This is a genomic window from Acinetobacter sp. X9, from assembly GCF_054889255.1.
On record NZ_CM142679.1, the window covers coordinates 2323979 to 2342664 of the forward strand.

Sequence of the window (18686 nt, forward strand, 5' to 3'; positions counted from 1 at the left end):
ATCCAATCAATAAACAAGAAATAAATATTTGAAATTAATAAATATTAATTAAAAACAAAAAATATTTTTACGTTTACAAATCAAAATAAAGTTGACTTTTAGACAAATTAATCTGAAATTATGAATCATATTTTTGCAATTTTTATAATTGATGTATCAAATAAAAAGGAGTTTGGTCATGCTTGAACAAGCACACCTAGAAGGAACCTCAACTGACACAGATTTTCAGCAGTCTGAGCATCAACTGCCTCATCTTGCTTCTTCTGTCTATGGAACATGGCATTCGACCAGTGAAGAACTGCGCCCTGTTTATCATGCTATTACAGGTGAAGCGATTTATGCCGTAAGTAGTCATGGCATCGATATGAAACGTGTTGTTCAATATGCCAAACAAAATGGTTCAGAACTGGCCAACTGGACGTTTCATCAACGCGCTAATGCTTTAAAACAAATTGCCCAATATTTACTTGAACGTAAGGAAGAGTTTTACAAACTTGCGTATGCAACAGGTGCAACTCGTAAAGATGCATGGATTGATATTGAAGGCGGTATCCAGACATTATTTGCTTATTCAAGTCTGGTTCGTCGTGAACTCAATGACGAAAAAATTATTACTGAAGACAGCTGGATTCAATTATCTAAAAATGGCACTTTCGGTGCTAAGCACATTTTAAGTCCTAAAGCAGGTGTTGCCGTTCACATCAACGCATTTAACTTTCCAATTTGGGGAATGCTTGAAAAGATTGCACCGACGCTACTTGCAGGCGTGCCATGTATTGTGAAACCAGCAACCGATGGTGCACAATTAACTCAAGCGGTTGTAAAAGCCATTGAAGAAGCGCATGTATTACCAAAAGGTTCGCTGCAACTCATTTGCGGTCAGACTTATGATTTGTTCGACCACTTAGGTCCACAAGACTGTGTGACCTTTACAGGTTCTGCTTACACAGGCCAAAAACTGCGTAATCACCCTCACCTCAATAAATATTCGATTCCATTTAGCATGGAAGCCGACTCGGTAAACAGCGCAATTTTAAGCCCTGAGGCAAATGAAGAAACTGTCGATTTATTTGTGCGTGAAGTCTTCCGTGAAATGACCACCAAAGCAGGCCAAAAATGTACTGCAATTCGTCGTGCTTTCGTTCCTGCAAATTTGTTAGCTACGGTACAAGAGAAGCTAACTTCCAAACTTGCTAAAGTTGTAGTGGGTGACCCTCAAAAAGAAGAAACCACCATGGGGGCTTTAGCGAGCATTAAACAAAAACATGACGTTGCAGAAAAAGTTGCCGAGCTCAGCAAAGATGCAAAAATTGTTTTTGGTGGTAGCGAGACTTTTAAGTTTAATGCAGACCATCCTGAAAAAGGTGCTTTTTTCGCTCCAACTTTATTACTCTGCGAACAGCCTTTACAAGCGACACATGTACATACCACAGAAGCTTTCGGTCCGGTATGTACACTCATGCCATATCAAAACATTGAAGAATTGGCTGACCTTGTTTCACGTGGTGAAGGTAGCTTAGTGGCTTCTGTCGTTAAAAATAACGATGAGAATATCGAACAGATTATTCAAAAAATTGCGCCTTGGCATGGACGTGTACATGTACTCGATGCAGAGTCAGCAAAAGAAAGTACAGGTCATGGTTCTCCACTTCCGCATTTAGTCCATGGTGGTCCTGGTCGTGCAGGTGGTGGTGAAGAATTAGGTGGTATTCGCGCGGTTAAACATTATATGCAGCGCACTGCAATTCAAGGCTCTCCAAATAGCCTGACGCAAATTACTCACTCATGGACTGCTGGCTCGAAAGTTAATGAAGACCGCGTACATCCATTTAAAAAGTCTTTTGATGAGTTAGTGATTGGTGAGCGTTTATTAACGGCGCGCCGTACAGTAACAGAAGCAGATATTGTCAATTTCGCATGTTTAAGCGGCGACTACTTCTACGCACATACCGACAAAATTGCGGCTGCCGAGTCTTTCTTTGGTGAGCGTGTTGCACATGGATATTTCATTGTGTCTGCTGCAGCAGGTCTATTTGTAGATGCAGCACAAGGTCCTGTGATTGCCAATTATGGTATGGACAACTTACGCTTTGTTGAACCGGTTAAAATTGGTGACTCGATTCAGGTTGAACTCACCTGTAAACAAAAAACACCTAAACCACAAAAAGACCCGTCTCAGCCTGCGCATGGCGTTGTGGTATGGGATATTAAAGTCAAAAACCAACGTGGGGAACTTGTCGCAACTTACGACATTTTAACTTTAGTTGCTCGCGAGGCTTAATGGTTAAAATGAGATGGGGTCACCTCGTCCCCATCTCATTTTTTTAACACTCAATAGCATTAACAGCGAGGCCGCCTTTTGAAGTCTCTTTATATTTCTCAGACATATCTTTGCCAGTTTCTTTCATGGTCTGAATCACTTTATCTAGCGTGACAAAGTGTTCATCGTCATCATGAAGTGCCATTTGAGCTGCATTAATGGCTTTTACAGCCGCAATTGCATTTCGTTCAATACAAGGCACCTGAACCAAACCACCAATCGGGTCACACGTTAACCCTAAATTATGTTCAAGCCCAATTTCAGCCGCATGTTCCACCTGTTCAGGCGATGCTCCTAAAATCTCGGCTAAACCCGCCGAAGCCATTGCACATGCTGAGCCGACTTCCCCCTGACACCCTACTTCTGCACCAGAAATAGAAGCATTGAGTTTACATAAAATGCCGACGGCTGCCGCACTTAGAAAAAAGCGAACTACTTTGTCTTCGGAAAAGTCTTTAGAGAAAGTCACGTAGTAATATAAAACCGCCGGAATAATTCCTGCGGCCCCATTTGTAGGTGCCGTCACTACTCGACCGCCAGCAGCATTTTCTTCATTTACCGCTAAGGCAAATAAATTGACCCATTCCATCGCATGAAAAGTCGTCACAATCAGGTTTGAGTTTTTCTTATTTAATAACTTATCATGAATTTTTTTAGCCCGACGTTTTACGTTTAAACCGCCCGGTAATATGCCTTCATTAATTAATCCGTTGTGAATACATTGCTGCATCACTTTCCAGATTTCCATAATCTTGCTGCGAATCTCAGCTTCACTCCGCCAGCTTTTTTCATTTTCAAGCATTAACTCGCTCACTGATAAATGATGAGTTCTACATAAGCTTAAAAGCTCAGCCGCACTGTGAAATGGATATGGAACCTTAACGCCGTTTGTTTCAGTTTGAGTTGTTGCTAATTGCCTTTGGCTAACAATAAAACCGCCACCAACCGAATAGTAAGTTTCTGCATATAAAATTTCTTGAGCCCCGTTATACGCAATCAGTTCCATTGCGTTGGGGTGATAAGGCAAAGATTCATCTAAAAAAAGCACATCATGCTTATAGTCAAAAGCAATACTCTTTTGCTGATTAAGCTGGATGGCTTTATTTTCAAGAACATCTTCAATCAAGTTTGTACTTACTTGGGTATCGATATGTTCAGGATCAAAGCCCATTAAACCTAACAGAACAGCCTTGTCTGTCGCATGACCAACACCGGTTGCCGACAGCGAACCGTATAACTTCACCTGAACTCTAGCTGTTGCTTGTAAATCGTCTTGCTTCAATAAATCATCCACAAAACTGTATGCCGCTCGCATGGGTCCAACTGTATGGGAGCTAGATGGGCCGATGCCAATTTTAAAAAGATCAAATACACTAATAAACACGTGGTCCTACCTTCGATTCATTATTATTCGTATGTTCGTCATTATTGTGTCCTTTCGGATAGCTCTAAAATTATCATTAAGCCAAGTACAAAGCACGAATAACTCTTCGGCAGTAGCACAAAAAGACAACGGTTGAACAATCACTATAAATAACCTTCTTCACCGCCATAACTTTTGTAGTTTTTATTAACAAATATAAATGTATTAGCGCGCCCTTCCTTAAAACAAGCACAGGAAGTTGTACAAATAAAAAACTATAAATATTAGCCATTAGTCGCACCTCCCTATTTTTATTCATTTTTACTGGTAAAGTGCTTTACATGGTTTGATACAACCTACTTAACTCAGATGCATAATTCACCTGTTCTTGCATCTGATGTTTTTCTGCCTCTAGTCCGCTAGGGGCTTTTTTTATTATTGATTTAAATACTGATATATTAAATTTCTAGAGATAATTAAAGACAAAAAAAATGAATCGAATTTTAAAATTAAGTGTTTTAAGTTGTCCGGTTTTATTGTTAAGTGGTTGTATTGGTTGTTATAACCCAACAGGCTGTAACCGTGATGATTCGCCTTATTTCTATACAACACAAAGCACTCAAGTCAAAGGTGTAGCAGTTCCTGTTGGAACAAAACTGGTTTACAAATCTCAAAAGTCCAAACAGAAAGATGAGCAAACTGCACCACTTAAAGAAGAACATATAACAGGAATAAAGCTACCAAAAGACACCGCTATACTTTGGGGAGGAATGCCTACCAATCATCTCCTTCAGTTTGCTAATCCCGAAATGCAAGGATTTACAGCCTACCGAGCACAAGAAGCTCCACCTGTATATTCCAATCAATTTTTAAAACTCTGGAAAGAATGTGATAGTGATTTAGATATCTCGATCAAGAATGCAAATGACTGGAGCTTTAACCTTGCAAATATGAAAATTATTGGATGCGGAATTAACTATCAAGAAAGAGCTTCATACAACACCAACAATCCAAGCCAAGATAAAGTAGATATTTTTCTCATCAAAATTAATCAGGCTTTACAACAGCTGCCACAACAAAAAGAGTATCCAGTTATCCATTATTCCCAAAATTAAAGTAAAAGAGCCTGCATTTTCAGCAGGCTCTTTTCTTTAAAATTTGATTTAGCAAACTTTAATTAGACACATTAACCACAGGTTGCTTGAGTAATTTTCTTAGAAGCAGGATCAATAGTAACTGTAACTCGGTTTGTACGATAATCCATAGTCATTGGTTGACCTGGAGCCACTTTGCGCACAATTTCTGATTTAGTTTTTTGTTTAATTTGATCATCAGTAAGGCCAGATTGACCCACTAATTTTTGAGCTTCTTCTGCTACACAGTTTGCTTGATTATCACGGAATAATTTCCATTCTTCCACGACTTGGCCGTTTGGTAAATGACAATACCCAACCTGACCATTTGCTTCATTTCTAATTTCTAATTTCCCACCTTGTTCAACACAATATTGACTAGCTGGGTTTGGTGAACCAATTTTTGGTGGAGTTGAATCTTTATGTTGTACAGATGAACAAGCCGTTAAGGAAACAAGCGCTAAACCAAGAAAGATAATTTTTTTCATAAATTTTTGCTTCTTAATAAAAAAACTAAAGATATCAAAAAAATTCATGTTTCATGTGTCTTGTTTACAATAAAAAACTCACTTGGAAGTTCTATTCACCATTTCTTTAATTGATTGGAATTTAAGATTTTCCTTTCTAAAAATAATTATCAAAATATTGCGATCATGGCCTTTCCAAAATTCGTGGTCCAGATCCCTCTTGCCCCAAAATATCTTCTGGATTTCTTAACGGACATTGCTCTAGTGATAAGCAACCGCAACCTATACACCAGTCCATTTCATCCCGTAGCCTCTTTAATTTTTGAATACGATCATCGAGATCTTTTCGCCAATGGCTTGATAACTCTTTCCACTGTTTAGCTGTTAATTTGCTCCCCATAGGATATGCGCTAAGAGCCTCTTTAATCTCATTTAAAGGAATTCCTACTCTTTGAGCAACTTTAATAATCGCAATATATCTTAAAACGATTAATGGAAAGCGACGCTGATTACCATTGGTTCTTATACTTTTTATCAGTCCTTTCGTCTCATAAAAATGTAGGGTCGAGACAGGAACTCCACTCCTTTTTGCAACTTCCCCCACAGTCAAAACTCGACTAGAGTCAGCTTTTTTATTTTCACTTATCATGATTAACCTCAACTTTACTCGAGGTTTATAAGAGAGCCTATTGTTTTTGTCAAATGAAAATCCAAACACCTTAACTGCTAAAAGCCACTTTTATGAGCTTATCGCTCTTAACTTTTCTATAAAAGCTGTGAAAATAAATTTGATACGATTACTAATTCAATTAAATTTATAAAATGAGCTGCCGACATTTAAATTTAAGAAATTAATTTTGTAGGGTACATGGGCACCCGCAAATCCAAAACATGTTGTAAACAAAAGGCATTGGTGCTCCTAATGGATAGACCTTAGCTTGTTCGATCTTATAAGTTTTTTTACGTGACTCAATGTGAAGTATATTATCATAGCGAGCAACTACAATTCCCTTTTTATATAATTTTTTCCGTTCATTCTTTGCATCAAATTTATATACCAAAAAGTAAACTTTTTCTCCTACGCTGATCTTTGAATGATTAACCATAATGTAACCATTACAATACTTACATTGCCAATCTTTCATATCTCAAATAATCACAAACTTAAATTTAAAAACACATCGAATTTTATAGTATAGATTTATTAAAGCTACAAATCTAAAGAAATATTTTAATTGAAAAAATAAGGTTTATTTGTGACACACATCACAATAAAACATAAAAAATTTTTAATTATATCTAGAAAAATCAATTACTTACCTAGCTGTTTTTTAATATTATTATTTTAAAAAATATTAAATTTATCTATATTTTATATTACTATATAGTATTTGGGTTAATAAATTTAAAAAGCGTCTATATAAATAATTTTAGTATTTAATAATCTAATTATTTCATTATATTCAACTAAACCACAAATAAAGTAATAAATAAATTTTAAGATATTAAATTAATTTCATGTTTAATTGAAAATAATTCAGTTCACATTATACAAAATAAAAACATATAATTATTAGAATTGCAATTTAATTTTTTATTATGTCAACTCAACGTTTAAAATTAGAACTCCCATCTGGACATGAACAATTATTACTTCATTCTTGCTGTGCTCCTTGTTCAGGAGAAGTTATGGAAGCATTAATTGATTCTGGAATTAAATTTTCAATATTTTTTTATAATCCTAATATTCATCCGGTAAAAGAATATCTCATCCGTAAGGAAGAAAATATTCGTTTTGCAGAAAAGCATAATATTCCATTTATCGATGCAGATTATGATACGGATAATTGGTTTGCTCGAGCTAAAGGTATGGAGGATGAACCCGAACGCGGCATTCGTTGTACCATGTGTTTCGATATGCGTTTCGAGCGAACTGCCCTGTATGCACATGAACATGGCTTTAGTCTCATCAGTAGTTCGCTAGGAATTTCTCGTTGGAAAAATATGGCTCAAATTAATGACTGCGGAATTCGAGCAGCATCCCATTATCCAGATATTCAATATTGGGATTATAACTGGCGCAAAAATGGTGGCTCTAGCCGAATGATTGAAATTAGTAAGCGGGAGGAATTCTACCAGCAGGAATATTGTGGCTGTGTATATTCTTTGCGTGACACCAATCGTTGGCGTATGAGTAATGGTCGCGACCGAATTAAACTAGGTGTTAAGTTCTATAGTAATGCCATGGAAGAAGATTAAATCTTATTCTCCTTAAAAAATTAATTCATTCTAAGCTATATTTATTCCCAATAAAAAAAGGCCACATCTGGAGAATGTGGCCAAAAGGTGTACTGTACTGAGCTTTGATATTATTAGAATAATGAAGTTAGCTTAAAATAAGATTAATAAATCTTTTAAATTTAAATTTTTTAAAATTTCATCAAAATATTAAAATCGAATAAATATTTTGCCCTTCTCATTAAAAATAAAATCGCTCTAAAATCCAGATATTATTTTGAAAAGTTTAGCTATTTTACTTTTTGATACTGATGGCTAATCTCTTAATATTTTCTATCAGTTCCTCAGGTTGATGTGCAGCATAGCCCAACAGAACTGCTGCTTTTTTCGACTCAAGTTGACAATATCTTGATAGAGGTTGAATCTCTAAGTTCAATGCCGAGCAATAAGAAATAAACTCCTGCTCTGTCCATGGTGCTTTTAACCAACATATAAGATGAATGCCTGAATCTGTTGGCTGAACGTCGAGTACATCTGAGAGGTGTTCATTAATAGCGTTAATTAATACTTGTTGACGCTCATAGCATGCCTTTCGAACTTTACGTACATGTCGAGCATAGTGGCCTTGTTGAATGAATAAAGCTAAAGCGACCTGCTCTAAATATGAACTTCGTACATCAGTATAGTATTTAGCTGCACTAAAGGTTTCAATTAATGCTTCAGGTACAACCATGAACCCTAAACGAAACTCTGGAAACATCATCTTGGTAAAAGTGCCAGAATAAATGACTCTTTGCTGCTGATCTAAACCTTGTAGTGCTTGAATTGGGTGAGTGCCATAGCGAAACTCACTATTATAATCGTCTTCAAAAATCCATTTTTCTTGTTTGTTTGCCCAATCTAATAAAGCAAAACGGCGAGCTAAACTTAAAGTTCCCCCTAAAGGAAACTGATGTGAAGGTGCTGTATAGACCAGTTTGCTTTTGAAGTAATGATCAGTAATGTCAGAAATTTGCATTCCCTCCTCATCACTCTCGATCAAATTTATCTGCGCACCAAAACTTCGAAAAATCTTAAAAGCTGCATCATATCCCGGCTCATCCAAACAGACTTCATCATTTGCTTGAAGTAAGGCATAGGCCATTAAATGAATAGCTTGCTGCGTTCCGTTTACGATAATAATTTGCTCTTCGTTGCAGTTCAGGCCTCGAGTGGAGCGAACATATTCAGAAATTGCCTGACGCAAAGGTAGATAGCCACGTGGGTCGTAAAATTGACCAAGCTGATAATACGACTGCCGCCAAGCTTGTGTTAATAACTTGCCCCACAGTTGATGAGGAAATAAATCAATACAGCCTACCCCTACATGAAACATCTTTTTCTTTTTACTTAACCATGACTGCTTTCGCCATGAATCCAATAAAGCTTCAATATTCGGATTAATATTTAAGGAACGATGAGTATTTTTAGACTTTTCTTTTGAATTTTTTTGAACATGTATTAACTGATCCGGCACAACCTCAGCAACATAGGTACCTGAACTTGGTTTGGTAAATAAATATCCCTCATCTAGTAATCGTTCAAGAGCCGCCAATACAGAATTTCTTGAAATTGACATCATCTCTGCCAAAGCACGACTTGAGGGTAATTTTGTTCTGGCAGTTAGCCTTCCATCTAAAATTGCATCACGCAAAGCCGTATATAGTCCATCTTTAATCTGGCCTTTTGGCAAAATTAAATGTGGAAAAGATGCAGAAATCGGAGCTGCCATATTAAAACTGGTACTGTAAAAAATATCAAAAGTGTATCTTATAAAAATACCACTATCAAAACTACACTCTAGTTGTCGATTTTTTATTACTTTAAAACAGAGTGTAATTATTATGCAAAATCAAGATCTTCAAATCGTTCCTGTTCAGCAGCAAGATTATTCACAATGGGAAAAGTATTGGCTTGCTTACCAAAATTTTTATCAAGTGAATTTACCCCATCATGTCACAAAAGTAACATGGGAACGTTTCTTCGATGAGAATGAACCTATGTACTGTGCCGTTGCTAAACAAGGTGAGCAGGTTTTAGGAATTGTGCACTATGTTATTCATCGTTCAACGTGGGCAGAAAATAATTACTGTTATCTAGAAGACCTGTATGTTTCACCTGAAGTTCGTGGACAGCATATTGGTAAGCAACTCATTGAATATGTGCAGAAGCAAGCAATCAAACACAACTGTGACCGTTTATATTGGCATACTCAAGAAACCAATGTAACAGCGCAAAAGCTTTATGACTGGATTGCACAAAAACCAGGAATTATTGAATATCGTATGCCTTTGAACTAAAAAGATGAAAACACCAAAAGTTGGAGTGCTTTTGGTGTTTAAATTTTAGTACGAATAAGCTTAATCACTTTGTCATTAATAGTTGAGCATTGATTAAACACAGCAAAACGCTTGAGCTCTTGTTGCAGTTCGAAGAAGAAGAGCTCCTTATTTTTTACTGTTTTTTCCAAATGTAGGCTAATTACTTCTAACTCTTTGATAGAGCGATGCGCTTTACAATCTAGTCGGCCGACTAACTCGTCTTGATATAGAATCGGCAAACAAAAATAACCATATACACGTTTGGCCGCTGGTACATAGCATTCAATGCGGTAATCAAATTCAAATAAAGAAGCTAAACGGTCACGATGAATAAGAGAATTATCAAAAGGTGAAAGTATTTTTAAACCGAACTCAGTATTAAACTTTTGTTCTAATGCAGCGACCTCCACATATAGCATTTGACCTTTCTCAAGCTTAATTGCTGATACAACACCTGCATCAATATGTTCTTTCAGAACGACACGCATAATTTCTTTTAAATCATTTTTCTTTAGATGAACTAATTGTTTCCATGTAAATGCACCATGTGCTCGAAGCGTATTATTAAATAAATACTGCGCATATTCATAAAGCGTAGGCATACTTAAATCAATATTTTCAGGCAAGCAGCGCTCGGTCAAATCAAAGACCTTTTCCATTCCGTTGCGCTCACAGATCATCAGGTCACCCTGCATATATAACTGCTCAAAAGCACGACGGCCTGGTCCGGTATTCCACCAGTTTCCCAAACTCTTTTTATTATTTTTATCAATATCACGTAGACGAATTTTTCCTTCAGCACGAACACGCGCCAAAATTTCATTCATAAGGTGTTGATCACCTCTATTGAAATAACGGCTTTCTCCGTTCCTGACAGACATCATGGCAGGCAATGCATAGCGATAATCTTTCATAGGAAGATAAGATGCGGCATGATACCAATATTCAAAAATCTGCCGCTCACCAACCAAACTATTGAGATGACTTAACTCATAATCAGGTACTCGACTCCACAATATATGGTGATGAGCTCGCTCTACAACCGATATGGTATCAATTTGTACATATCCTAAATGCTCAATCGCCTGTAAAGTGCCTTCCAAGCCTTTTGCAAATCGACTGGTTTTTCCTAGGCCTTGATTGAATAAAGTGAGCTGTTTCAAAGAAGAAGTCATAGAAAATCCTTAATTTCTTAACTTATATCATTCGAACTTTCAGCAATAAGTTTTTCTGCCATTTCTTGAGTTTTTCTCAAGCCCGGCATTCGGAACTCAGTATGCCCATAATCTTGGATAGATTTCCAACGTCCACCCCAAGTCAAACCAACCGATTCGGCGACTTGCCCATATAATCGATAGCCTTGCATTGCCCACGGATCTCGCTCAGAAATAACCACTTTTCCATTTCGCTTAAATGCTACATCAGCTGCTAAACCAAATTGGTGATAGCTTTGATACCCTCTCGCTCTAGTCGTATTTGGATTGCCCGCCAACATATTCTGACGTGCTGGGCTACGATAGCCTTCTAATAAAACCAACTCATAACCATATTGTTCTTTCATGATTTTAAAGACCATGAGTAAACGCTGTTTATAGCGTGGGTTCATTTTGTCCCATTTACGATCAACTAAATTTGTGTCCAGAATAGCTCGACCATCGAAACTGGCGTTATCAATCGGTGAAGAATTAATAGCTCCACTATTTTGAGACGAATATTGCTGCTCTAACTGGGTGGCCTCAACAATTGCGGCTTCAATTAGACTTTCATCTACTTCTGGCGGTGGTGATAATATTTCACCATTTAAAAGTGCATAAATTTGAGGATCTGTTTTTTTCAGATATTCAGCTTCAATTCGGGTTGAACTAATAGGACGAGTAAAAGCAAAAACTAATATACTGGCAAACAAGAAAAAGCCTGCAATTACAATCCACCATTGCTGTAAATGCCAATGAGATTGTAATTTTTCAGGAGCAGCTGCCTGATTCATGGTTTGAGCAAATTGTTTAACCTGATTAAGCTGTTTACGCCCTTGGGGCAGTAATGACAAAACAAAATCTTTGCTTCTACTCCTGAGTTCATAAGACATTAAAAACGCTAAACCAATTGCCAAACATGTAAAGCAAAAGAAAATGAGAAAGATCATCAGTTCATTAATTCACGGCAAAAGGACTTCGTGTAATTTTAATATCTACCGATGCCTTAGGTGGCTCAACCTCAGGTTCTGGTTCGGCTGGAGCTTTACTCTCAACTACAGGTTTAGCCTGCGCCACTTGTTGCTGCTGCGGCTTACTCACAGGTTTTTGCTGAGCTGGCTGTATTTTGGGTTGAGCCGCTTTAGCTGCACCCGTTTGTAGCTGAGGTACAACCTGAACTTTCTTTTCACCTGTTAGCTGTTCATCAAATGGTGAAACTCGTTGTTCATTCGTAGCAACAGTTTTATGCGGAACAGGTTTAAAAATATTGCTTAACTCATTATCTTTTGGCTGTTCAAAGCCATCACGACTCATTGAGTCCGTCTCGTTATCTTGACTTACAGCAACCTGATTTTGTTCATCTGAAGAATGTGCAGCATCTTGATTTAAAATTTGCTCTTCCGTTGATTTACTCTCAATTGCTGCTGATTCTGGCGAATTCGGTTGAGACAAGAACAGGAATAGCGAGATGCTGACAAACACCCCTGCAATCACACCAATCACAATATAAAGTACTGGTGATTTCGGCTTTTTTTTATTCGATTGTAAAACTCGAATAGAAGTTGGTTTTTCCTGAGCCATTTCGTTCCATCATCAAGGTAAATAAATTGTAATATGTGCTTGCTCTTGAGGAGCAGAAATCACATTTTGATAGTTAGATAATGCTTTATCATTTTGATTGTTCAGCATAAATCTTAAACCGGCAAAGGTAAGTAATGCAAAAATCAATAAAAAGATCAAAATCCAAAAGAAAGGTACTTCGCGATGAATAATATTTCGTATTTGATCGGGAATTGCCGAGAACGGCGAAAACGCAACTTTTTTCCCTTTTAAATAGTCAATTTCATCACCCACTCTTGATACTAGGTGGTTGAGACTTTCAATAGATTCAATTCGGTACTTACCCTGAAAACCGAGCAAAAGGCAGTAATGAAATACCTCTAACGCAGCTAGACGTTCTTTTCCACGACTTCGCAATTGCTCCAAAATTTCAAAGAAACGATACCCAGCCAACTGAGAACCAAACAAGCTCAATTGCAATGGGCTAATTAACCAAGCATTTTGTAAATTAAAATAGCTTGGGTCTTGTTGCGTTACGATTGTTTCATCAATCAAAGCACAAAATGCATATTTAGCATCATGAATATCATCAGCTGAAAATTGCAACTTTTTAGCTTGCTGCTCAAATTGATTGAGTAAATTTAAGATTTTTTCACGAAACTGCTGAGCATCTGCCGGCACATACTGATTTCGAATCAAAAAAACTAAATAAAAGCCATCATGCAATAAATCAATAAGATTGATTGCCTGTAGCTTTGCCTGAGACTGGCTATTATTGTTCCCACCCGTTCCAATTTGCCCATCGTCAAATAAAGAAGGAGCACCAGTGGATTGTGACATTTTTCTCTCCTTTACCTTTAAGCGTTCATAACAGCAATCAGTTCAATACTGATATCTTGGAAGCCAGCCGGAACATAAATACAAATCGTCTCTGAATCTAACATGCGCTGGTATAATTCATGATGCGGTTCAACTTCAAAATAGCTCACACCAGAACGTACTGGGATCGCTGTTGGAACCTGAATCAAGTGATGCAATGGAATTGCAGGTAATGCAGCAACTACACGTTGCTCTACATCTAAAGTGCTACCAATCTTGAATCGTAAAGGTACGATCTGGATCAACTCATGTGTCTGCATTGCACTACTTGATACTGCAATATAAAGTCGAGTATCTCGAGTAATCTTATCGGTCTCAAGACTTCCCACCCAATATGAAGGGCGGATTTCTTTAAGTGCAATACTGATGTAACGACTCGAAATAATCGTATCGAGTAAATCACGTAGAATCGTGTCTAACTGCGAAAAACTTTCTTGTAAATTATGGTGTTTATAGGCAGGCAACTGATCAACATCATAAGCCGTCGAGAAGGTTAATAAAGAACCTGCTAAACGTAACAATTCGAAGAACAAACGTTCTGGATGGATTTGTGGATATTGCACAAAATGATTTAGGCCAGCATGAGCTGTGTTTAAGGCATTTACTAACCAGAATGAAACGATATCACCTGAACGGAATTCAATTAACTTCTGTTCATTTTCTCGGTTATTGGTTTGAATAGTCTTAATTTTTGCCTTAATCACATTCAGTGTTCTTTTTAAGTTTGAAATGAGTGATTCAGAGGCATCCACATGCAAAATTGGTGGAATAAACTTTCGGTCAATTTCAAAAGCGCCAGAGCTTTGTCGCTTAATCTTTCCAATCGGCAGATATAAGAAACCATCTAAATTATGGTCTGGATTACTATGTACATCTAATAATTTAAAAACAGCACGGCGGCGTAGCAAACTAATATCTGCTTCGGTAGCATTCGTAAATAGATCATGCGTTTCGACAAGGTGAGATTGATATCTACCCTTTTGCGCTTGGTTTTGATCAATTAGATTTTGCTTATTTGCTTGTAAAAGCGGCAATGCTAAATAGATTAGCATCTCACCACGTAAATTAAGATCATCTAATAAAATTGGTTCAGGCAATAGATCATATGCCGGTGCCTGATAAATTTCACCGTCTTGCCAGATCATCTCTACAGACTCAAGAGCAAGAATATGCGTACTCAACTGAGCCTCATCGAAACTCAATTTTTGAATACCATACGAAAAAGGTACAACTGCGCGAACCGTATGATTTAGGCGTTGTTCATGATAGGTATCTTGAATTTGGAAATGTTGAGGTCTTAAAAATAAACCTTCGCCCCACAGGACTTTTTCAGCTTTAAACATATGTCTTTACCAATCTTTATTCATATTCATTTTTAGGCTGCACACCTAACATTTCCTGAACCATTTGTAATGGATGCTCATCTTTGATGACTTGCGCTAACCACTCGTGTAATGGCATTTGACTCCATTTAATTGTTTTTTGAAGCATATAGCTCACAGGGCTATGAGGTTCATTTGCTTGGAAGTAATCTGCGATTTCTTGCAATACTTTCATTGCTTGCTCACGGTTAGCCAAGTGCGTTTGTGCTTGAGGCTGAAAAGCTGGCTGATCTGAAACAACTTGTACAGGCACTTGATTTTCCATAGATGAACTCGTGATAACAGTAGCTTGTTCTTGGATTGGCGCAAGCCCTGTACCAAAAGCTTCTGCTTTATAAATCTTACGTAATGTGCTGTGAATAGTCTCAAATGCCGAATCAATAGCAGCAAAACTCGGCGAATCTAATCCCATTAAATGATCAAGAGTCTGTTTTAAAACATCCCACTCGGTTAAGACTGAACTAAAATCTTGATAATTAGAATATTGAAAAGTTTTAGAAGTATTAAAAATGGCTTGGTCGAATTGCTCTAATTCAGATGGTCCCGACTGGCTGTCATACTCTTCAGTTTGTTTACGGCGAACATTTTCGTGATATAGAAAATTATCGTAATCAAGTAAATTATAATAAGGAACCGTATTAGTTAAAGAAACTTTCTTTAACAACATCGGAAGTTGATTAATTAAACCTTGTAATAAACCAATGCGTTGATCTAAGTCATCATCTTCAATAACAGGGTGAATTTCCTGCCAGTATTGATTCAGCATGGTATGGCTTAAAGTTAAACCTTTAGCCATACCTTCAAAACCATAAAGATGAGCCCAAGCTTCTAAGAGCCAAGTTAATAGACGGATATCTTTTGTTTTATCTTTTAGCAAAACACTCGTGTTCTTTGCTACAAAGTCCCAATCGGCTTGTTTGCGCTCAGCAACCCAATCACCTTGATCTAGTAATAGATCATCTTGTGTCTTCGCTTTTTTAATTTCATGAAATTCATTAGAAAACGAAAAGTCATCACCACAAGGCAAACTATCACTAATGGGTTCGAGTAGTTCAGAAATATCAATATTCATCTAATTTTAGCTCTATTCAATTTTAAACTTCTGACTTCAATTTTTTACTAGTCCTTTTTTTAGCAGCTTTTACAACTGGGTCTAGTACATATTGAATTTCGTCATCTTTAGCATCAATCATGATAACTTTTGTTAGTTTTTGCTCTGCTAAAGCCACCAAAATTTCTGTAGCTAATGCAGGTAACACTGTAGAATTTAAAATATTATCAACGTTACGCGCACCACTATCGACTTCTGTACAACGGCTTAAGAGGAGCTCTACCAAATCATCAGAATACTGGACTTGTGTTCCGTATTGTTTCTCAATTCTTGCTGTGATTTTGCCTAGCTTATGTTTAATAATTCGTACAAGTAGATCATCATGCAGTGGGAAATAAGGTACAACTCTCATTCGGCCTAAAAATGCAGGCTTAAATTGTTTATATAAACTTGGTTTTAAGTGGTCGATCAACTCTTCAGCTGTAGGCCATTCTTCTACAGGTCTATTTAAGCAAGCCTGCATAATGGCACTTGAACCAGCATTTGAAGTCAACAAAATAGTCGTGTTTTTAAAGTCAATTACTCGACCTTCACCATCTTCTAAAGTACCTTTATCGAATACTTGATAGAACAGTTCCTGAACATCACTATGAGCTTTTTCAATTTCATCAAGCAACACAACACTGTACGGGTTACGGCGAACAGCTTCTGTTAAAACTCCGCCTTGGCCATATCCCACATATCCTGGAGGCGCACCTTTCAATGAAGATACCGTATGCGCTTCTTGATATTCAGACATATTAATTGTGATTAAATGCTGCTCACCACCATATAACTCATTTGCCAAAGTTAATGCAGTTTCAGTTTTACCTACACCACTCGGTCCCACTAAAAGAAATACCCCTTGTGGCTTATTAGGATCTTCAAGTTTTGCTTTTGAAGTTTTAATGCCTTGAACTAATTGTGTAAGTGCATAATCTTGCCCCATTACACGCTCGCCCAATTTATCTTCAAGCGTCAATATTTGTTTAATTTCATCATTAACCATTTTTCCAACAGGAATTCCGGTCCAATCAGAAATAATTTCATTAATAATTTGAGAATTTACTCTTTCAAATACTAATGGTTGCTGGCCTTGAATTTCAGCAAGATCTTTACGCAGTAAATTAATCTGATCGAAAGCTTCAGACTCATTAGCATGATTCTGTGCTTCTAACTCTTGAATTTTATGGACAAGTTCTAATTCTTTTTGCCACTGCTCTTCGGTTTCTTGGATCTCTTTTTGCAAAGATTGTAAATTAGCTTTTAAAGCTTCCAATCGTTCATGATGAATTGGAATCTGACGATGCTCATTTTCTAAAATTTGCTGTTCAAGCTTTAAGTTATGTTCTTGAGCCTTTAACTGATCAAGCTTTACAGGTTGAGCATTTTGAGTCAACGCAACACGTGCTGCAGCCGTATCAAGCACACTAATTGCTTTATCTGGAAGTTGGCGGCCACTAATATATCGATGTGAAGAATGAACTGCAGTAACGATCGCCTCATCATCAATTTGCAATTTAAAATGCTGCTGCATGACTGGAATCATCGCTCGCAACATATCTACTGCAACTTCTTCAGTTGGCTCTTCTACTTTTACTACCTGAAAACGTCGGCTCAATGCAGCATCTTTTTCAAAATATTGTTTGTATTCTGCCCAAGTAGTCGCAGCAATTGTGCGTAACTCACCCCGTGCAAGTGCTGGTTTTAAAAGATTTGCAGCATCATTTTGCCCTGCTTGTCCACCTGCACCAATTAAAGTATGCGCTTCATCAATAAATAAAATAATAGGATGAGTAGAAGCTTGAACTTCTTGAATAACCTGTTTTAAACGGTTTTCAAACTCGCCTTTAACACTTGCACCCGCCTGTAAAAGTCCCATATCAAGCACATGTAAATGTACATTTTTAAGGGTATTTGGTACTAAACCTTGAGCAATTTTTAAAGCCAAACCTTCCACTACAGCTGTTTTACCAACACCTGGCTCTCCGGTTAAGATCGGATTGTTTTGGCGTCTACGCATTAAAATATCGAGCATTAAGCGAATTTCATATTCACGTCCAATAACTGGATCTATACCGCCTTTTTTCGCTTTTTCAGTGAGATTAATCGTATATTGATCAAGTGCAGGTGTTTTAGCTACTTTGGTATTTGCTACAGTTGTGTCTGTAGGTTCAGCTTGATCAGAAGATGTCTTTGTTTCATCTTGTTGTTCAACACTCTTCTCACAAATTTCAAGAAACTTGTGTTTCATGGAATCAATCGGTAAAAGGTCAAATAAACTCGAAGCTCGAGTGGCAATTTGATATAAATCAGGCGCAGTTAATAAAGCAACTAATAAATGACCACTACGAATAACTGGATTTTGTTCAGCCGAAGCTAATAACCAAGCTTGTTCAAACAAACGAACAATAGATTTAGCAAAAATAGGAGTTCGAGTATTACCTTTTGGTAATTGAGAAATTGTTTCTTTTAGATCATCAGCTAAAGCTTCAGATGAAATTTTATATTTCTTTAATAAAATTTTTAAATCATTCTCTAAAGATTGATTAAGTAATTCTAAAAATAGATGCTCAATTTCAATTTCGTAATTTTGTTGAATAACACAAGCATTAGCCGATTTTTCTAAGGCAGTTCGTGCAACTGTAGAAAGTTTTGTAATTAAAATTTTTAAATTACTCATCATTACTCTCAATATTTT

The 18686-nt window shown here is 37.0% G+C and carries 16 protein-coding genes; 4 read left to right on the top strand and 12 right to left on the bottom strand.

Translation table 11 applies throughout. From position 1 onward, the window contains the following. The first annotated feature begins 178 nt into the window (after positions 1 to 178). Positions 179 to 2281, top strand: a complete 2103-nt coding sequence (paaZ, locus tag ACYU0V_RS11060) for a phenylacetic acid degradation bifunctional protein PaaZ (protein WP_461847452.1) — start codon at positions 179 to 181, stop codon at positions 2279 to 2281. A 43-nt stretch (positions 2282 to 2324) separates the two neighbouring features. Here paaZ and ACYU0V_RS11065 read toward each other — a convergent pair whose 3' ends face one another. Beyond that, on the bottom strand, positions 2325 to 3704 hold the full coding sequence (locus ACYU0V_RS11065; RefSeq protein ID WP_461847453.1) for an L-serine ammonia-lyase: 1380 nt from the start codon (positions 3702 to 3704) through the stop codon (positions 2325 to 2327). A gap of 470 nt (positions 3705 to 4174) precedes the next feature. Between ACYU0V_RS11065 and ACYU0V_RS11070 the strand changes: the two genes are divergently transcribed. Further along, entirely contained in the window at positions 4175 to 4798 is a 624-nt protein-coding gene (locus ACYU0V_RS11070; RefSeq protein ID WP_461847454.1) for a hypothetical protein, read from the top strand. Positions 4799 to 4869: 71 nt separating this feature from the next. Here ACYU0V_RS11070 and ACYU0V_RS11075 read toward each other — a convergent pair whose 3' ends face one another. The 3 genes from ACYU0V_RS11075 to ACYU0V_RS11085 all read right to left on the bottom strand — a co-directional run bounded on the left by ACYU0V_RS11075 (position 4870) and on the right by ACYU0V_RS11085 (position 6428). Beyond that, the gene (locus ACYU0V_RS11075; protein ID WP_031947948.1) at positions 4870 to 5304 is read right to left on the bottom strand and encodes an I78 family peptidase inhibitor; all 435 of its coding nucleotides are present in this window, start codon (positions 5302 to 5304) and stop codon (positions 4870 to 4872) included. A gap of 163 nt (positions 5305 to 5467) precedes the next feature. Beyond that, a complete protein-coding gene (gene soxR, locus ACYU0V_RS11080) occupies positions 5468 to 5932 on the bottom strand; it encodes a redox-sensitive transcriptional activator SoxR (protein ID WP_461847455.1) in 465 nt (154 codons plus the stop codon). Between the two features lie 202 nt (positions 5933 to 6134). Beyond that, on the bottom strand, positions 6135 to 6428 hold the full coding sequence (locus ACYU0V_RS11085; protein ID WP_016141447.1) for a hypothetical protein: 294 nt from the start codon (positions 6426 to 6428) through the stop codon (positions 6135 to 6137). A 454-nt stretch (positions 6429 to 6882) separates the two neighbouring features. On the opposite strand from ACYU0V_RS11085, the gene ACYU0V_RS11090 reads away from it, so the two are divergent. Next, positions 6883 to 7542 carry an epoxyqueuosine reductase QueH gene (locus ACYU0V_RS11090; protein ID WP_262452736.1) on the top strand — a complete coding sequence of 220 codons (660 nt, stop codon included), beginning with the start codon at positions 6883 to 6885 and terminating at the stop codon, positions 7540 to 7542. 274 nt (positions 7543 to 7816) lie between these two features. Here ACYU0V_RS11090 and pdxR read toward each other — a convergent pair whose 3' ends face one another. Beyond that, complete coding sequence (pdxR, locus tag ACYU0V_RS11095) at positions 7817 to 9292, bottom strand: MocR-like pyridoxine biosynthesis transcription factor PdxR (protein WP_461847456.1); 1476 nt, start codon at positions 9290 to 9292, stop codon at positions 7817 to 7819. Positions 9293 to 9404: 112 nt separating this feature from the next. Between pdxR and ACYU0V_RS11100 the strand changes: the two genes are divergently transcribed. Continuing rightward, a complete protein-coding gene (locus ACYU0V_RS11100) occupies positions 9405 to 9860 on the top strand; it encodes a GNAT family N-acetyltransferase (protein ID WP_174724732.1) in 456 nt (151 codons plus the stop codon). Between the two features lie 38 nt (positions 9861 to 9898). On the opposite strand, the gene ACYU0V_RS11105 is transcribed toward ACYU0V_RS11100, so the two are convergent. Genes ACYU0V_RS11105 through tssH form a run of 7 tightly spaced genes read right to left on the bottom strand, consistent with a single transcriptional unit; the run spans position 9899 to position 18671 of the window. Beyond that, positions 9899 to 11056, bottom strand: a complete 1158-nt coding sequence (locus tag ACYU0V_RS11105) for a winged helix-turn-helix domain-containing protein (protein WP_461847457.1) — start codon at positions 11054 to 11056, stop codon at positions 9899 to 9901. A gap of 17 nt (positions 11057 to 11073) precedes the next feature. Continuing rightward, entirely contained in the window at positions 11074 to 12027 is a 954-nt protein-coding gene (locus ACYU0V_RS11110; RefSeq protein WP_032003326.1) for a M15 family metallopeptidase, read from the bottom strand. A 4-nt stretch (positions 12028 to 12031) separates the two neighbouring features. Beyond that, positions 12032 to 12655: a hypothetical protein gene (locus ACYU0V_RS11115; protein ID WP_373883152.1), complete on the bottom strand. Its 624-nt coding sequence runs from the start codon at positions 12653 to 12655 to the stop codon at positions 12032 to 12034. 12 nt (positions 12656 to 12667) lie between these two features. Next, complete coding sequence (gene icmH / locus ACYU0V_RS11120) at positions 12668 to 13474, bottom strand: type IVB secretion system protein IcmH/DotU (RefSeq protein ID WP_002114531.1); 807 nt, start codon at positions 13472 to 13474, stop codon at positions 12668 to 12670. Between the two features lie 17 nt (positions 13475 to 13491). After that, on the bottom strand, positions 13492 to 14856 hold the full coding sequence (gene tssK / locus ACYU0V_RS11125) for a type VI secretion system baseplate subunit TssK (RefSeq protein WP_005076735.1): 1365 nt from the start codon (positions 14854 to 14856) through the stop codon (positions 13492 to 13494). Positions 14857 to 14872: 16 nt separating this feature from the next. Further along, complete coding sequence (tssA, locus tag ACYU0V_RS11130; RefSeq protein ID WP_461847459.1) at positions 14873 to 15967, bottom strand: type VI secretion system protein TssA; 1095 nt, start codon at positions 15965 to 15967, stop codon at positions 14873 to 14875. A 22-nt stretch (positions 15968 to 15989) separates the two neighbouring features. After that, entirely contained in the window at positions 15990 to 18671 is a 2682-nt protein-coding gene (gene tssH / locus ACYU0V_RS11135) for a type VI secretion system ATPase TssH (RefSeq protein ID WP_461847460.1), read from the bottom strand. Positions 18672 to 18686 lie beyond the last annotated feature (15 nt).

What these genes read in the sequence shown, in the direction of transcription:
- tssA (WP_461847459.1), bottom strand. Translation starts at nt 15,967, where the DNA reads ATGAATATTGATATTTCTGAACTACTCGAACCCATTAGTGATAGTTTG.
- ACYU0V_RS11115 (WP_373883152.1), bottom strand. Translation starts at nt 12,655, where the DNA reads ATGGCTCAGGAAAAACCAACTTCTATTCGAGTTTTACAATCGAATAAA.
- ACYU0V_RS11100 (WP_174724732.1), top strand. Translation starts at nt 9,405, where the DNA reads ATGCAAAATCAAGATCTTCAAATCGTTCCTGTTCAGCAGCAAGATTAT.
- pdxR (WP_461847456.1), bottom strand. Translation starts at nt 9,292, where the DNA reads ATGGCAGCTCCGATTTCTGCATCTTTTCCACATTTAATTTTGCCAAAA.
- tssH (WP_461847460.1), bottom strand. Translation starts at nt 18,671, where the DNA reads ATGATGAGTAATTTAAAAATTTTAATTACAAAACTTTCTACAGTTGCA.
- ACYU0V_RS11070 (WP_461847454.1), top strand. Translation starts at nt 4,175, where the DNA reads ATGAATCGAATTTTAAAATTAAGTGTTTTAAGTTGTCCGGTTTTATTG.
- ACYU0V_RS11105 (WP_461847457.1), bottom strand. Translation starts at nt 11,056, where the DNA reads ATGACTTCTTCTTTGAAACAGCTCACTTTATTCAATCAAGGCCTAGGA.
- ACYU0V_RS11090 (WP_262452736.1), top strand. Translation starts at nt 6,883, where the DNA reads ATGTCAACTCAACGTTTAAAATTAGAACTCCCATCTGGACATGAACAA.
- ACYU0V_RS11085 (WP_016141447.1), bottom strand. Translation starts at nt 6,428, where the DNA reads ATGAAAGATTGGCAATGTAAGTATTGTAATGGTTACATTATGGTTAAT.
- ACYU0V_RS11075 (WP_031947948.1), bottom strand. Translation starts at nt 5,304, where the DNA reads ATGAAAAAAATTATCTTTCTTGGTTTAGCGCTTGTTTCCTTAACGGCT.
- icmH (WP_002114531.1), bottom strand. Translation starts at nt 13,474, where the DNA reads ATGTCACAATCCACTGGTGCTCCTTCTTTATTTGACGATGGGCAAATT.
- paaZ (WP_461847452.1), top strand. Translation starts at nt 179, where the DNA reads ATGCTTGAACAAGCACACCTAGAAGGAACCTCAACTGACACAGATTTT.
- soxR (WP_461847455.1), bottom strand. Translation starts at nt 5,932, where the DNA reads ATGATAAGTGAAAATAAAAAAGCTGACTCTAGTCGAGTTTTGACTGTG.
- tssK (WP_005076735.1), bottom strand. Translation starts at nt 14,856, where the DNA reads ATGTTTAAAGCTGAAAAAGTCCTGTGGGGCGAAGGTTTATTTTTAAGA.